The following is a 16172-nucleotide window of genomic DNA, read 5'->3' as shown; positions in this document are numbered from 1 at the left end:
GCAGAAAAACGCCTATCGATAGTCGGAGGGATTCGTTGGCACGACGGCGCGGAATTTCTAGAGTCAGCGGCTTCCCTCTGCAATGCCGCTGCCTGCGGATTTCTCGATGCGCCGCTCACTCACTCCCCGTCTTCACGCCCGCCTGCTCGCCTTCCTTCCGGCGGCTGCACTGATGCTCGCCGTGGCCCATGGCACGAGCCACGCAGGAGATGCCACGACCTTCCCCGCCAAGCCCGTTCACATTGTCGTGCCAGTCTCGCCCGGCGGCAGTGCCGACAAGTTAACGCGCATCCTCGGCGAGAGGCTGAGCACGCTCTGGGGCCAGACCGTGGTCGTCGAGAACGTGACAGGCGCCAGCGGCACGATCGGTGCCGCGCGGGTCGCCAAGGCCGCGCCGGATGGCTACACGCTGTTGCAGCAAGGCGAAGGGCTCACGCTCAACGCGATCCTGTTTCCCGATCTTTCCTACGACGGGCAGAAAGCCTTCGCACCGGTCATCAAGGCGGTGGTCAATCCGCAAATCCTGGTCGTCAACCCGCGCACGGGCATCAACACTTTCGCCGACTATCTGGCCCGCGCCAAGGCCAATCCGGAGAGCATCAGTCTCGCCTTGCCGGGCAATGGCGGCATCGCGCACGTGGCCCATGAAATCATCGCGCAGGAGACCGGCGCCAAGGTTAACTACATCCCTTATCCGGGCGGCGGGCCCGCCACGCTCGACGTGCTCGGCGGCCATGCCGATGCAACACTCATCACGCTGGCGGCCGTCACTGAATATGTGCGCGCTGGCAAGTTGCGGGCACTCGCAGTGACCACCGCTTACCGCTCGCCCGCCTTGCCCGACGTGCCGACCATGGCCCAAGCCGGACTGCCCGGTTTTGCGGTCGAAAGCTGGCAAGGCTACTTCGCGCCGGCCGGCACGCCGCCGGACGTGGTGCAGAAGATCAACCGCGACATCCAGACCGTGCTGGCCTCACCCGAGGTGCGAGCCAAGCTCGAGGACATGGGCTTCAAGGTCGCCGGCGGCAGCCCGGCAGACCTCACTGCGAGCCTGCGTGTGGAGCGTCCCAAGTACGCCCAGGCGATCAAGGCATCCGGCATCGAGCTTCGTTGAAGCACGCCGCATGACCGATCTGAACTCCGCGATCGTCCGGCGCGCCGGCCCCGGCGACGACGCCGACAGCCCGCTTGGGCAAGTGCTGCGGCAGCCGCTCATCATGGGCTTGTTCCTCCCGATCCAGCAAGGCGGCTGGACGCCATCGACCTTGCCGCGAACCACCGACTGGAGCTGGCACTACAACGCCGCATTGACGAAGCGTGCCGAGACCATCGGCTTCGACCTGGTGTTCGGCCTGGCGCAATGGACTTCCAAGGGCGGCTACGGCGGCGATACCTCGTACCGCGAGATCTCGCTCGATGCCTTCATGACCACCGCGGCGCTGGCGGGTATCACCGATCGCATCCTGTTGATCTCAACCATCCACGTGCTGTATGGCCCGTGGCACCCGGTGCACCTGGCCAAGTTCGGTGCCACGCTCGACCATATCTCTCGCGGCCGTTGGGGCATCAATGTAGTCACCGGCTACGCAGAGCGCGAGCCCGCCATGTTCGGCATGAAGAAGGTCGAGCACGACAAGCGTTACGAGATGGCCGACGTGTTCGTCGAGCGGCTGCAGCAGCTGTGGTCTGGCACCGAGAACCTGACCGTCGACGGTCCGTTCTGGTCGATGGAAGACGCTTTCATCACGCCCAAGCCGCGCTATGGCCGGCCGATATTGGTCAACGCCGCCGGCTCGCCAGCGGGCATCGACTACGGCACGCGGCACTCCGACCTGATGTTCATCACCAGCCCCGGCGGCAACCAGATGGAAGATGCCATCGCGACCTTGCCGCCGCACATCGCGGCGATCCGGGCATCGGCCGCAGCCCGCGGACGCCAAGTGCGGACCATCATCAATCCGATGGTGATCTGCCGGGCCACCGAGCGCGAGGCCCTGGCCTACCGCGACGCGATCGAAGGCGCGGCCGACACCGGTGCCGTCGAGGGCTTTGCCGATCACGGCCGACGCGGCGATGCGCAAGCCTGGGCCAACCAGAAACGATCGCACCGTGCCATCGGCGGCAACCTGCATCTGGTCGGCAGCCCGGAGCAGATCGTCGAAGGCTTCCTGAAGCTGAAGGCGCTTGGCTGCGACGGCGTGCAGATCACCTTCTACGACTTCGCCAAAGATCTCGAGCACTTCGCGCAGCACGTGCTGCCGCTGATGGTCGAAGCCGGGCTTCGCTTGCCGGCCGTCGAGCCAGCCGCTGCCGAGCCGGCGGTAATCGCGGGCTGACGTCGACCAAGCCACGCACCGATTCAATTTTTCTTTCCAAGGTTTTCATGACTGTCGAACTTTCTCGGCTCAGCCGCCGCGCGTTCCTGCGCCAATCGCAATGGGCGCTGGCCAGCACGGTCGCTGGCGCGGCGCTGCCGTCGCTGACATGGGCGCAAGAGACTTCGGGCAGCCGCACGCTGGTGGCAAACATCGTTCCCGAGCCGCAAGGCCTGGTCGGCGGCATCGCGATTTCGGCACCGGCGCTGGCGATCTCCAGCAACATCTTCGATGCGCTGGTCGAGTACGACGCGGACTTCAAGCCGACCCCGTCGCTGGCCGAAAGCTGGGAAGAGTCCGCCGACGGCAAGTCGATCACCTTCCGGCTGCGCCAGGGTGTGAAGTGGCACGACGGAAAGCCGTTCACTTCGGCCGACGTGCAGTTCTCCATCATGGAACTGATGAAGAAGGTGCACCCGCGCGGCGGTGGCTTCTATGCAGCGCTGACCGGCGTCGACACACCCGATCCGCGCACGGCGATCTTCCGCTTCTCGCGCCGCGCGCCGGTGGTCTGGTCGGTGCTGAACCAGGAGACGCAGATCCTGCCGCGCCACTTGTACGAAGGCACCGACCTGCTGACGAACCCCTGGAACCAGAAGCCGATCGGCACCGGCGCCTTCGTCTTCAAGGAATGGGCGCGCGGCGATTACGTGCTGCTCGAACGCAACTCGGACTACTGGGACAAGTCGCGCCCCAACGTGCGACGCATCCGCTTCCGCTTCATCCCCGATTCCGGCGCACGCGCCGCCGCGCTGGAGACCGGCGAAGTGCAATACACGCCCTTGAGTCCGGTGCCGCTGGCCGACGTGCCGCGCCTCAAGCGCAACGCCAAGCTGGTCATCGAGACGCGCGGCAACGAGGCCAGCGCGCCGATGTTCTTCTTCGACTTCAACCTGCGCCGGCCGCAATTCCAGGACGTGCGGGTACGCCGCGCCTTCGCACACGCCATCGACAAGAAGGCGCTGGCCGAAAAGGTCTGGTACGGCTTTGCGACGCCTGCCACCGGCCCGGTGCCGTCTTATCAGGCGAGCTTCTACACCGCCGACGTTCCAACCTACGCGTTCGATCCGGCGCTGGCCGAACGCCTGCTCGACGAGGCCGGTCACAAGCGCGGCGCCGACGGCATTCGCATGCGCATCACGCACGACCCGATGCCCTATGGCGATGAATACCGCCAGACCGGCGAGTTCATCCGCGAGTCGCTGAAGGCGGTCGGCATCGAGGTCACGCTGCGCAACAACGACCTGCCGACCTTTCTGCGCAAGGTCTTCACCGACAACGACTTCGACACGCTCAACTCTTTCTACGCGGCGTATTCCGATCCGCAGATCGGCGTGCACCGGCGCTTCTGGAGCAAGGCGATCAAGAAAGGCACGCCGTGGTCCAACGCGTCGGGCTATTCGAGCGAAAAAGCCGACGCGCTGATCGACACCATCCAGACCGAAGGCGATGTCGCCAAGCGCCGGCAAGCCATCCACGCATTGCAACACCTGGCACAGACCGACCTGCCTTCGATCACGCTGCTCGAACAGCATCCATTCCGTGTGTTTTCGAGCCGACTGTCCGGCGTCAACGTTAACCCGGACGGCAACGGCGCGTCGCTGAAGAATGTCTCTCTTGCGGCTTGATCGAACCACGCTGGCACGCGAGGCGCGCGCTATCCGGCGCGAGCTCGCGGGCACGGCATCGCAGCGCGACATCGACGCGACCTTGCCGGTCGGTGCCATCCGTCGCATTCGCGAAGCGGGCCTCGGCGCGCTTCGCGTGCCGACGCAATACGGTGGCGCGGGGCTGAGTTTCGAGGCCTTGGTCGATCTGGTGCTGCAGATTGCGGCCGGCGACGCCAGCGTGGCGCAATCACTACAGCCGCATTTCATCTTTCTGGAACGCGTGCGTTTGATGGGCAGCGAGGTGCAGCGTCGGCGCTACCTCGGTGCGGCGGCGGAAGGCATGTTCTTCGGCAATGCGATCTCGGAAGTCGGTGGTGGCGCGGGCGAGTGGCGCACTCGGCTTGCGCAGAATGGCGATGGTTGGCGCCTGGATGGCAGCAAGTTCTACGCGACCGGCACAGCGCTGGCCGACTACACCTTCGTCGGCGCGCTGGACCTTGAAGGACGGCGTTTTCTTGCCATCGTGCCGGTGACGCGACAAGGGGTCGAATTGGGCGACGACTGGCGCACCATCGGCCAGCGCGCAACGGCCAGCGGTACCGCGCGCTTCGACAACGTGGCGGTCGCGCAGGACGAATTGATCGCGCTCGCACCATGGGAACAACGCCGCCACCATACCGGCGCGGGCTCGCAGATCATCCATTGCGCCATCGACGCCGGCATCGCAGCCGCAGCGCTCGACGACGCCGTGCTCCATGCGCGGACGAAGGCCCGCCCCTCGCGAGACAGCGGCCATGCCCGCGTGGTCGACGACCCTGTCGTGCATCACGTCGTGGGCGAGATCGCCGCGGCTGCATTCGCGGCCGAAGCATCGGTGCTGCTGGCGGCGCGGACGCTCGACCTGGCGTCCGAAGCGCTGTATGCGACGCCTGCTGACAGGGTGAACACGCCCGAAGTCGATGCCTTGCTGATCGACGCGTCGATCGCCGTCGCCAACGCCAAGATCGTCAGCACCCGCGCCGCCCTGCTCGCGTCCGAAAAACTGTTCGAGGTCGGCGGCGCATCGGCCGCGGCCAGCGCGCTCAACCTCGACCGCCACTGGCGCAACGCGCGCACCCACACGCTGCACGACCCTCTCGCGCACAAGTTCCGCGTGATCGGCGAACGCTTGCTGAGCGGCAAGGCGCCGCCCAACACCTTCACCTATTAAAGACTCCCTGGAAAACGCATGACCCTCAGCCGTCACTTCACCCGTCGCCAACTGATCGGCAGCACCCTCGGCACCACGGTCGGACTTTCGCTCGGCCTTCCCGGCCTGCTGCACGCAGCCGATGCTGTCCAGCGCGGCGGCACCCTGGTCGTTAACCTCGAACCCGAGCCGTCGAGCTTTCTCTTCAACTCGAACACTGCCGGTATCCTGGCGGCGCAAGTCGTCGAAGGCCTCGTCGAATACGACCAGAACTTCAAGCCCACACCGTCGCTGGCCGAGCGCTGGGAGGCATCGCCTGACGGAAAGACGATCACGTTCCACCTGCGTCCCGACGTGAAGTGGCACGACGGCAAGCCCTTTACCTCGGCCGACGTGCAGTACACCGTGCTGGAAGTCATCAAGAAGGTCAACCCGCGTGCCGGCACCGCCTACAAGGCGGTGGAAGCCGTCGATACGCCCGATGCCTACACGGCCATCTTCAGGCTGTCGGAGCCCTCGCCCGCGATCTGGTCAGTGCTTTCGAGCGCCGAGGCTGCCATCCTGCCGCGCCATCTGTACGAGGGCAGTTCGCCGCTCAGCAATCCGTGGAACGGCAAGCTGGTCGGCACCGGTCCGTTCGTCTTCAAGGAGTGGGTGCGCGGGCAGTACGTGCTGCTCGAGAAGAACCCGAACTACTGGCGAAAGGATCGCCCGTACGTGAACCGCATCCGCTTCCGGACGATCCCCGATCCGGGCGCACGCGCGGCCGCGCTCGAGGCTGGCGAAGTGCACTACGCGCCGTTCAGCGCGGTACCGCCTGCCGATGTGCAGCGGCTGAAGACGCTGAAGAACATCCATGTCGAAACCGGTGGATACGGCACCTTCGTGCCGGTGTTCTTCTTCGACTTCAACCTCGATCGCCCGCAGTTCAAGGATAAGCGGGTGCGCGCCGCCTTCGCGCACGCCATCGACCGTCAGGCGCTGGCCGACCGAGTCTGGTACGGCTTCGCCAAGCCCGCGACCGGCCCGATCCCGCGCACGCATGCTGAGCTCTACGCCGCCGAAACCACGCAATACCCGTTCGACCCGAAAAAGGCCGTGGCATTGCTCGATGCGGCCGATCTGAAGCCCGATGCCAACGGCGTGCGCCTGCGCATCAACCACTACACGATGCCGTACGGCGACCTCTTCAAGCGTGCCGGCGAATTCATGCGCGAGTCGCTGAAACAGGTCGGCATCGACCTGCACTTGGTCAACCTCGACCTGGCGCCGTTCCTGCGGCAGATCTACGGCGAGCGCGACTTCGACACCTACAGCACCTACTACAACTCGGCGGCCGACCCGCAGTTCGGCGTGCTGCGCCGCTACTGGAGCAAGTCGATCCTGAAGGGCGTGGCCTGGTCGAACGGGCCGGGCTACGTCAACCCGAAAGCCGACAAGCTGATCGAGGCCAGCTTTACGGAGAACGACGCGAAGAAGCGGCGCGATCTGCTGGTGCAACTGCAGCAAATCGCGCAGGACGACCTGCCATCGGTCAACCTGCTGGAGATCCAGCACTTCAGCATCGTCGGCAACAACCTTCAGGGCCTGAACACCTGGCGCGACGGCTACGCGAAAGCGCTCGACCAGGCCTGGCTCGACAAGCAGGGCTGACCCGCATGCGCCACCTTCGCTATCTGTTGTCGCGGCTGGGCCAAGTCGTACCCGTCGCGTTCTTCATCATCCTGGTCAACTTCTTCCTGCTGCGGCTCGCGCCCGGCGACCTGGCCGACGTGATGGCGGGCGAAGCCGGTGCGGCGACACCCGAGTTCATGGCGGCGCTGCGCCAGCAGTTCGGAACGGACCAGCCGGTGTGGGAGCAATTGCTGCACTACTGCCAGAAGGTCTTGACCTTCGATCTCGGCTACTCGTTTCGCAACGGCGGCGAGGTAACCGACCTCATCCGCTCGCGCCTGCCGGCGACAATTCTGCTGGTCGGCTCGAGTCTGGCGGTGGCTGCCATCGTCGGCGTTTCTGTCGGTTGGTTCGCGGCGGTCACCCGGCGCCGCTGGGCCGGCCGCCTGGCGTCCATCGCGACGACCGTCGGCTTCGCCACGCCGCTGTTCTGGGTCGGGCTGATGCTGATTGTGCTGTTCTCGATCGAGCTCAAGTGGCTGCCGACCGGCGGCATCTACGACCTCGACGCGGACTACGAAGGCTGGGCGTATGCGCTCGACGTTGCCAAGCACATGGTGATGCCGGTACTGACCCTGTCGATCTTCTACATCGCGATCTATGCGCGGCTGACGCAGGTCTCGGTGCTCGAAGTGCTGCAGATGGACTACGTGCGCACGGCCCGCGCCAAGGGCCTCCCGCACGGGCGCATCTCGCGCATGCACGTGTTGCGCAATGCGTTGCTGCCGGTGCTCACCGTCACCGGCATGCAGATCGGCGCGCTCATCGGCGGCTCGGTCGTGGTCGAGACGGTGTTCTCGTGGCCCGGCATGGGGCGACTGGCTTTCGATGCGGTCATGCAGCGCGACCTGAACCTGCTGCTCGGCATCCTCTTTTGCACCTCGCTGCTGGTGATCGCTGCCAACCTGGTGACCGACTTTCTCTATGCCGCGCTCGACCCGCGCATCCAGCTGCAATGAACGTTCGCCTTCGTGCTTTCTACGTTCGCTTCGGGCGCGACCGCGCATCGCTCGTCGCCTTGTTCGGCCTGGCGCTGGCCGCCCTGTTGGCGGTCGGTGCGCCGCTCATCTTCCAGCGCGACGCGTTCGCGATGGTGGCCGCGCCCTTTCTCTGGCCGGGCGCCGACGTGCATCACCCACTCGGCACCGACATGTTCGGCCGCGACATCCTGACCGGCGTGGTCTATGGCGCGCGCGTGTCGTTGCTGGTCGGCGCCATCGCAGCATCGATCTCGACGGCGATCGGCATCGCCGTCGGGTTGGCGGCCGGCTACTTCGGCAAGTGGGTCGACCATGCGCTGATGCGCGTGACCGAGCTGTTTCAGACGATGCCGCCACTCGTCTTCGTGGTGACGATCGTCGCGATCTTGCAGCCGTCGATCTTCAGCATCGTGACTGCCATCAGCATCACCAGCTGGACGCAGACGGCGCGGCTCATCCGTGCCGAGACGTTGCGCATCCGTGAGAGCGAATACGTTCAGGCAGCGTTTGCGCTCGGCATCCGGCCGATCAACATCATCGTGCGGCACATCCTGCTCAACGCCATCTCGCCGGCCATCGTGACCGGCACGCTGCTGGCGGGTTCGGCCATCCTGACCGAGGCGGCCCTGTCGTTTCTGGGCCTGGGTGACCCGAACGTCATGTCGTGGGGAAGCATGGTCGGCTCGGGCCGGCAGGTGCTCCGCACGGCCTGGTACATCACCGCCATTCCGGGGCTCGCCATCGTGCTGACGGTGCTGGCCATCACCGCGTTCGGCAACGGCCTGAACCGCATCCTGAATCCACGGGCCGATCGCTGAAAGGCATCGCGCTCACCCACACGCTCGCCTTCAAGAAAGCTTTCTCTCATGTCCAACGACGTCATCGATTCGGCGCGGCCTGCTAATGCGGGGCACGCTGCTGTTGCTGCGCCCGAGCGCGCGTCCGGGCGCGCCCACGTGCAGCCCGGCACAGCAGCGCGCCGTCTCTCCTCCGACGCCGAAGCGATCGCCGAGACACTGCGCATTGCCGGCGAGGTTCGCCAAGGCGCCATCGAGCGTGACCGGCAACGCCGCCTGCCGCACGACGAGATCGCAGCGCTCAAGCAAGCCGGCATTTTCGCGATCACGGTACCGCGCGCACACGGCGGGCTGGACGCCAGTGCGGTCACGGTCGCCGAGGTCATCCGCATCCTCTCCGGGGCCGACCCGAGCGTGGGGCAAATCCCGCAGAACCACTTCTGCTTCCTGCCGGTGTTCTCTTTCGGCACGCCGGAGCAGGCCGCTTTCTTCTATGGCCGCGTACTGGCCGGCGACAGCATCGGCAACGCCCATTCGGAGAACACGCGCAACCGGGCTGGCGTCTACGAGCATGACTTGAAGAAAGTGAAAGGCGGCTGGCGCATCACCGGCAAGAAGTTCTATTCGACCGGCGCCAGCTTCGCGCAGTGGATTCCTTTCATCGGCTTCGATGGCGACGGCAAGCAGTTCATGTTCTTCGTCGACGCGAAGGCCGCTGGCGTGACCCTGTTCGACGACTGGACCGGCATGGGCCAGCGCACCACGGCCAGCGGCACCACCCTGTTTGAAGACGTCTTCGTCCCCGACTTCCATGTCTTCCCCTACGAGAAGGCAGGCGACCGCGATCGCCCGACCCGCCTGCTCGCAGCGCTGATCCATTCGGCCATCGACCTGGGCATCGCAGAAGAAGCCCTGGCCGACACACGCGCCTACATCCTCGACAGCAACCGGCCGTGGATCGACAACCCGAACGCGACGCACGCCGAAGAACCCTTCGTGATCCAGGGCTTCGGCGAACTCGGGCTGCAGGTGCGTACGGCGCAACGGCTGCTTCGGCACGCGGCGCACGAGATCGACGCGGCCCGCACGTCCGGCGACTCGGCCCGAGCGCTCGAAGCCGGCCTCGCCACGGCAGATGCACGCATCGCCTGCGGCCGCGCCGCACTCGCGGCCGGCGACCAGCTGTTCGCGCTGACCGGCGCGCGCGCCACGCAGGAGAAGTTCGATCTCGACCGGCACTGGCGCAACGCGCGCACGCACACGCTGCACGATCCGCTGCGGTGGAAGCTCTATCACCTGGGCAACTACTTCCTGAACGGCGTCGAGCCCGGCCCGCGCTCCCTTATCTGACATCTGCCCTGCATGAACGACATCCTGTTTTCTCCGCTGGTCGGTGCCGGCCGCAAGGCACGCGCGACGTCCACGACGCCTTCGACAACCGCCGCACGAGCTTCTGACGGCACCCCGCCGGGAACGGTGCTCGATGTCTCGTCGCTGACCTCATCCTTTCTCATGGCGGGCCAGTGGCGGCCGGTCATCCGCGATGTCTCGTTCACGGTCGGACCCGGCGAGACAGTCGCCATCGTCGGCGAATCGGGCTCGGGCAAGAGCGTGACGGCACTTTCGGTGATGCGGCTCCTGGCGCCCGATACCAGCCGCGTGACCGGCAGTGTCCGCCTCGCGGGGCGAGAGCTGCTTGGCCTCGAAGACGACGAGATGTCCCGCGTTCGCGGCAACGAGATCGCGATGATCTTCCAGGAGCCGATGACCAGCATGAACCCGGTGCTGACCGTCGGCGTCCAGATCGCCGAGTCGCTGGTCTTTCACCGCGGGCTGTCGTGGAAGGAAGCTCGGACCGAAGCCATCCGCCTGCTCGATCGCGTTCGCATCCCGTCGGCGGCCTCGCGGTACGACGAGTACCCGCACCGCTTTTCCGGCGGTATGCGGCAACGCGTCATGATCGCGATGGCGCTTGCCTGCAAGCCGAAACTGCTGATCGCAGACGAGCCGACGACCGCCCTCGACGTCACCATCCAGGCGCAGATCCTCGACCTCGTCAAGGAGCTGCAATCCGAAGAAGGCACCGCCGTTCTCTTCATCACGCACGACATGGGCGTGGTGGCCGAGATCGCCGACCGCACTGTCGTCATGCACCAGGGCGTGCATGTCGAGGCGGGTCCGACGACGCAGATCTTCAAGCAGCCGGCGCATCCGTACACGCGTGCGTTGCTGGCCGCAGTGCCGCAGTTGGGTTCGATGGCCCACGAGTCGCAGCCGCTCGCCTTCGACATCGTGAACCCGACCACCGGCATCGCACTGCCGGCGCTGCGCCTGCCCGACACGGTGGCACGCACGGCAACACCGATCCTCGAAGTAACCGGGCTCACCACCCGCTTCGACGTCCGCGGCGGGTTGTTCCGCCGCGTAACCGGCCGGGTGCATGCGGTCGAGAACGTCTCGTTCTCGCTGCAGCCCGGCGAGACGCTGGCGCTGGTCGGCGAATCGGGCTGCGGCAAGTCGACCACCGGCCGATCGATCGTCGGTCTTACGCGGCCGACCCAAGGAGTCATCAAGATCGACGGGCAAGATCTCTCGACGCTCGAAGGCGAAGAACGTCGCCGGATGCGCGCACGCGTGCAGATGATTTTTCAGGACCCGTTCGCCAGTCTCGACCCGCGCCAGACGATCGGCTCCGCCATCGTGGAGCCGTTGCTGGCGCACAGGCTCATCGAGCGCGACGGCGTACCCGACGAGCTTGCGCGGCTGCTTGTGCAAGTGGGCCTCGAGCCCGGCATGGCCAGCCGCTATCCGCATGAGTTTTCAGGCGGGCAACGCCAGCGCATCTGCATCGCGCGTGCGCTCGCGCTGAAGCCCGATCTCATCGTCGCCGATGAGGCGGTATCGGCCCTGGATGTGTCGATCAAGGCGCAGGTCGTCAACCTGCTGCTCGAACTGCAGGCCAGCCTGAAGCTTGCCTACGTCTTCATCTCGCACGACATGGCCGTCGTGGAGCGCGTCAGTCACCGCGTAGCGGTCATGTACATGGGGGAGATCGTCGAGATCGGCCCGCGCTCAGCAGTTTTCAATGATTCGCAGCATCCGTACACGAAGCGTCTGTTGGCTGCCGTGCCGGTGCCCGACCCTAGGCGACGTGGTTCTCGGCACGCCGGCAAAAAAACACATGAGATCCTCGGCACGGTCCGGTCCCTAGACTTCATTTCGCCCGCCAGATCCTATTGTGAAGTGACGCCCGGACACTTCTTCTTGGCGTAGACCGTGGCGGGCGTGGAAATGGAACGAAGCGATTTTGGACAGGGGCAGCTCGGGTCTTACTCTCACCGCCGATCGGTACGATCATTCGAGTCGGCACCGTCAGAGTAGCCAAAAGAAAATCGCTTCGCCCTCCCTGGTACGCCCCGGCTCGCTGAGAAGCGCTGCCATACCCCTCACTCCCACTCCATCATCTTGAAGGCCTGAAAAGCCGCGTCAACCCTGGACTTCGATGAAAACTCGCGGCGCTTTACCGTCAGTTTTACCGTTCAATCCATTGCTGTGCGACAGCTTGCGATCGAGCACTTTGTCACGCTGCAACATCCACACGCAGATGGCATGAGCACTTGAGATTGGCGGCGGCGGCTGGCGTGCAAGCCGGACCGGAAAACGGCCAACTTGCTCGCGCCGTGACCCCGTTCACGCCTACGAGGCCAATGTGGGACCAGCCAAAGGGTCGGGCCGTCGATAGCCTTCGCGCCCTTCAGCACTTCGTCAATAGTGGTTTGCGCCTTGAGCAGCCGATCCCGCGTCACCAGGACCAGTGCTAGGCCTGGCGTATGACAAGCAGCCTCTCCTATCGTCATTCCCAGCCGCGTCCCCCGGACTGCCGGACTGGCGTTCAGGAACTGGGCCAATGCCAGCTCGGACAGCAGATGCCACGCATGTTGCCCTATGTCGCATAGTGGAGAGATTCAGGCTTCTGCCGAAGCGATGGAAAATCGTTTGGAGTACTCTTTCGGGCTTACGCCTAGTCGACGGGCGAATGCCTTTCGGAGCACATCGACACTCCGATAACCACACCGCCGCGCAATCTCCTCCAAAGAGCGTCCACCTAGTTCCAGCGCCCTGCAAACGGCTTCAAGGCGCGCTTCTTCGACGTACTTCGCCGGCGTAGTACCGAACTCTCGCTCGAAAACTCGAATCAGCGTTCGCACACTGGTGGCCGACTTGTCCGCAAGGACTTCGACTGTGAGGTCTGTGTGCAGATGTTCGGTGATCCAGGCGCGCAGTTCCTCAAGCTTCGAACTGAGTCCATGCTGCGCTTGCAAGGACACACTGAACTGTGCCTGTCCACCAGGACGCTGAAGAAAGAGGACCAAATTCTTGGCAATTTCCAAAGCGATGTCCCTGCCCAGGTCCTCGCCCACCAGGGCGAGCGCGAGGTCGATGCCTGCCGATATGCCGGCGGAGGTGTACACGTTGCCGTCCTTTATCCAGATTGGGTTCGCGTCAACTCGAACCGCAGGATAAAGTTCAGCCAGACGTCGCGCCATTCCCCAGTGCGTCGTCGCCCGACGGCCATCCAGCAGGCCCGCGTCGGCGAGAGCAAAAGCTCCCACGCATATCGAGCACACCCGCTTTACTGTGCGCGAGCGCGTTCGAATCCACTCGATGGCCGTGCGGTCCAGGCTTTGCTCAGGGCTGAACCCTGCGGTCACGACCAACGTGTCGATGGGCTTGCTTGAACGTCGCTCTTGCTCGAGCGTGCGGTGTGCTGTCAGCGCGATTCCTGTTTCACTCTGCAGATTGAGGTCGCTCCCTGAGCACACCAGATCGAGGATGTACGGCGGAGGGTGGGATCCGCTCAGGCGATTCGCCAGCGTGAAGACCTCTGCCGGACCGATGACATCAAGGGCAACCACAGGCACCAGGCCGAGGATGACGATGCGCCTTCGCGCCGCCACCTGGAGTGCCTTGCCGGGCAGCTTTCGTTTGGTCATTTGGGCTCCGTCGGGTAGTTCCATTTCGGCATAAATCGTCCATGAACTGTCACTTTTGTCTTGCCATGACTTCTACAGTGATCGCCTGTCAACGAAACTTTCAGGAGCATGCGACATGGAAACTCCGCTTCCCTTCGGAGGAATCAGCGCTGCGAGTTCTGCAATGACCCGCATGTCATTCCCGCTTACAAGGCGGGTCCATGCACCCGCCATGAAGAACCGTGCGCACCTGACTTTGCGGTGGTGACCAACTCAGGCTCCGCATCGAGGCCTGCCGTACGCAAACTCACGACGCGGTGCCTTGCCTCCGCAAGCGCGCTTTGTCCGCCTGTCTGGCAGGACCGTCATGCTCAGCCGGTCTGCAACCAGTCAGGCTTACCGCCGCCGTGCACCCAGATGTCGAAGCTCTCCAGAGGAGAATTGAAATGACCCCGCTAAACAGAAGCCCGATATCACGCCGCGACCTCCTGTTCGCAGCTGCCGCCGGCGGTCTGACGCTCTCCCTGCCGAAATCAGCTCGCGCAGCAGAGGCCCCATACAACCTTGCGCCTCCGATGGCCTCAGCGGTCCCGTACCGCGAGCATCGCATACCGCATGACGGCCACATGACTTACGTTCGTGAATATCCGGGGCAGGGTCCTGCCTACGTCATGATGCACGGATTCCCGGACAATCTCCATATCTACGACTACGTCGTACCGTACCTGACGAAGGCCGGCCGGCACGTGGTCGTTTTCGACTTTCTTGGCTTCGGACAGTCGGAAAAGGTTGCATCTGCGGACTTTCGCTACACGTTCGATCAGCAGGTAGGCGACTTGGCTGCCGTGGCCGACGCGCTGAAGCTCAAGAAGTTCATCCCCGTCGGTCATGACGCCGGCGGTCCGATTGCCATCAACTACGCGATAGACCATCCTGATCGGATCCAGTGGCTTTGTCTGATGAACTGCTATTACGCGGAATCGCCGACGTTGAGGCTTCCGGAGATCATCGAAGTATTTGGAAACCCATCGTTGAAAGATCTCGCGGACACGCTTCTGAAGACGCCTGAGATGATGAACTGGCTACTGAGCTTTCAGGACAGCCATTTCCAGGCCAAGATGCCTCCTGCGCTCCAGGAGCGCTTCAACGGTATCCTGCGGCCGATAGTTCGCGAGAACTTCGCGGCCGGGGCAGGACCAGCTTTTCGTCAGATGACCTCTCAGGTCAGGGACAACGTGGCCTACAACACGACCCGACTTTCTGACGTCCGCAAGTTCGCCCCGAAGGTATCGCTCATCTGGGGAACTGAGGATCCCTACCTGACTCCGGAAGCCGCCAATGCAATCGCAGCGAACTTTCCACATGCCACGGTGAAGTCGGTGGAGGCGGGTCACTGGCTGATGATCGACAAACCCGAGGAGGTCGGGAGACTTATTCTGCAAGGGGCATAGGTGCTACCCAGCTTAGCGTTCAACCTCCGATGGTTTCGAGCAGTCGCACGACACTCCCGCCGCAGCTCATGTGCTGAAGGCATTCGAACAACCTTACATTGGACGCTGAATGTCGACCATTCGCCCGATACCGACCTCCATATTGCTAAGTCCCGGTTGAATCTTTCAACCTGAGATCCGACGCCTGCCGCTAGGCGGGCGACCACAGGAGCCAGGCTGAGGATGACGATGCGTCTGCGCGGGCGCCTGGAGTGGCTTACCGGGCAGTTTCGCTGGGTGATGGCGGTCCCGGCGGACAGGTCAATCTTTGGCGTAAATCGTCCACAAACAGTCATTTATGTCTATTCGTCGGCTCCTACAGTGAAGGCCTGTCAACAAGACCTTCAGGAACACCCGACATGGAAACTCCCGTCCTCATCGGAGGAGTAAGCGCTCCGAGTTCTGCACTGACCCGCAAGGCATCCTCACTCGTAGAGCAGGTTCACTCGCCTGCGATGAAGAACCATCTGCATCGAACCTGGTGGTTCTCCGAGTTCCTCGGCCGCAAGCGCGGCATGAAATACGACCGTGAGGCGGTCTACCTTGCCTCTCTCCTTCATGACCTGGGTCTGACGAACGAATATGCAGCAGACAACAGGTTCGAGGTTGATGGCGCAGACGCCGCCAGTCGGATCCTGATTGCGGACGGCTACGCTGAAGCGAAAGCGCGGCTTGTCTGGGACGCCATTGCCTTGCACTCGAGTGCCGGCATCGCGGACCGTGGGGCGCCCGAGGTGGCTCTGGTTCACATGGGCGCTCATGTGGACGTGATGGGGCTGCGCATTGACGAGATTGCGCCATCGCTCATCGACGACACGCTTGCGCTGTACCCGCGCGTCGGATTCAAGGTTGCTTTTCAGCAAGCCTTGGCAGAGGTAGCCAGAAAGAAGCCGCACACCACGGTGGGCACCGGCTTGGCAGATATCGGTCGCCGTCATGTACATGGCTTCGAGATTCCCGACGTCTGCGATTTGCTGGACCACGCTCCCTTTGAGAGCTGACGCGTTCCCGGAAGAAAGTGGCCTTGTGCCTCCACTGAACGGGCACAGTCTTGTCGACTACGAGCATATGCCCGTACCGGCTG

12 protein-coding genes are annotated in these 16172 nt (G+C 64.0%); 11 read left to right on the top strand and 1 reads right to left on the bottom strand.

Translation table 11 applies throughout. The features are described 5' to 3' along the window. Nucleotides 1–106 precede the first annotated feature (106 nt). Genes AC1D3B_RS07100 through AC1D3B_RS07060 form a run of 9 tightly spaced genes read left to right on the top strand, consistent with a single transcriptional unit; the run spans nt 107 to nt 11898 of the window. A complete protein-coding gene (locus tag AC1D3B_RS07100) occupies nt 107–1114 on the top strand; it encodes a tripartite tricarboxylate transporter substrate binding protein (RefSeq protein WP_478189945.1) in 1008 nt (335 codons plus the stop codon). Nucleotides 1115–1124: 10 nt separating this feature from the next. Next, complete coding sequence (locus tag AC1D3B_RS07095) at nt 1125–2336, top strand: LLM class flavin-dependent oxidoreductase (RefSeq protein ID WP_478189944.1); 1212 nt, start codon at nt 1125–1127, stop codon at nt 2334–2336. Nucleotides 2337–2383: 47 nt separating this feature from the next. Further along, on the top strand, nt 2384–4003 hold the full coding sequence (locus AC1D3B_RS07090) for an ABC transporter substrate-binding protein (protein ID WP_478189943.1): 1620 nt from the start codon (nt 2384–2386) through the stop codon (nt 4001–4003). Further along, a complete protein-coding gene (locus AC1D3B_RS07085; RefSeq protein WP_478189942.1) occupies nt 3993–5195 on the top strand; it encodes an acyl-CoA dehydrogenase family protein in 1203 nt (400 codons plus the stop codon). The genes AC1D3B_RS07090 and AC1D3B_RS07085 overlap by 11 nt, the downstream gene beginning before the upstream one ends. Before the next feature lie 18 nt (nt 5196–5213). Then, nucleotides 5214–6827: an ABC transporter substrate-binding protein gene (locus tag AC1D3B_RS07080; RefSeq protein WP_478189941.1), complete on the top strand. Its 1614-nt coding sequence runs from the start codon at nt 5214–5216 to the stop codon at nt 6825–6827. 5 nt (nt 6828–6832) lie between these two features. Beyond that, nucleotides 6833–7807 (top strand): ABC transporter permease, encoded by a 975-nt coding sequence (locus tag AC1D3B_RS07075; RefSeq protein WP_478189940.1) that lies wholly within the window; start codon nt 6833–6835, stop codon nt 7805–7807. After that, nucleotides 7804–8646, top strand: coding sequence for an ABC transporter permease (locus AC1D3B_RS07070; RefSeq protein ID WP_478189939.1), 843 nt, complete (start codon nt 7804–7806; stop codon nt 8644–8646). Before AC1D3B_RS07075 ends, AC1D3B_RS07070 begins: the two co-directional genes overlap by 4 nt. A gap of 48 nt (nt 8647–8694) precedes the next feature. Next, nucleotides 8695–9975: an SfnB family sulfur acquisition oxidoreductase gene (locus AC1D3B_RS07065; protein ID WP_478189938.1), complete on the top strand. Its 1281-nt coding sequence runs from the start codon at nt 8695–8697 to the stop codon at nt 9973–9975. A gap of 12 nt (nt 9976–9987) precedes the next feature. Beyond that, nucleotides 9988–11898, top strand: a complete 1911-nt coding sequence (locus AC1D3B_RS07060) for an ABC transporter ATP-binding protein (protein ID WP_478189937.1) — start codon at nt 9988–9990, stop codon at nt 11896–11898. 692 nt (nt 11899–12590) lie between these two features. Here AC1D3B_RS07060 and AC1D3B_RS07055 read toward each other — a convergent pair. Next, nucleotides 12591–13619: a GlxA family transcriptional regulator gene (locus AC1D3B_RS07055; protein ID WP_478189936.1), complete on the bottom strand. Its 1029-nt coding sequence runs from the start codon at nt 13617–13619 to the stop codon at nt 12591–12593. A 425-nt stretch (nt 13620–14044) separates the two neighbouring features. Between AC1D3B_RS07055 and AC1D3B_RS07050 the strand changes: the two genes are divergently transcribed. After that, nucleotides 14045–15049 carry an alpha/beta fold hydrolase gene (locus AC1D3B_RS07050; RefSeq protein WP_478189935.1) on the top strand — a complete coding sequence of 335 codons (1005 nt, stop codon included), beginning with the start codon at nt 14045–14047 and terminating at the stop codon, nt 15047–15049. 398 nt (nt 15050–15447) lie between these two features. Then, complete coding sequence (locus AC1D3B_RS07045) at nt 15448–16089, top strand: HD domain-containing protein (protein ID WP_062365168.1); 642 nt, start codon at nt 15448–15450, stop codon at nt 16087–16089. The last annotated feature ends 83 nt before the right edge of the window (nt 16090–16172 follow it).

This window comes from Variovorax sp. P5_A3, from assembly GCF_056400665.1.
The sequence above is the reverse complement of the archived record's forward strand: the minus strand, read 5'-3'. Positions and strand labels throughout refer to the sequence as shown.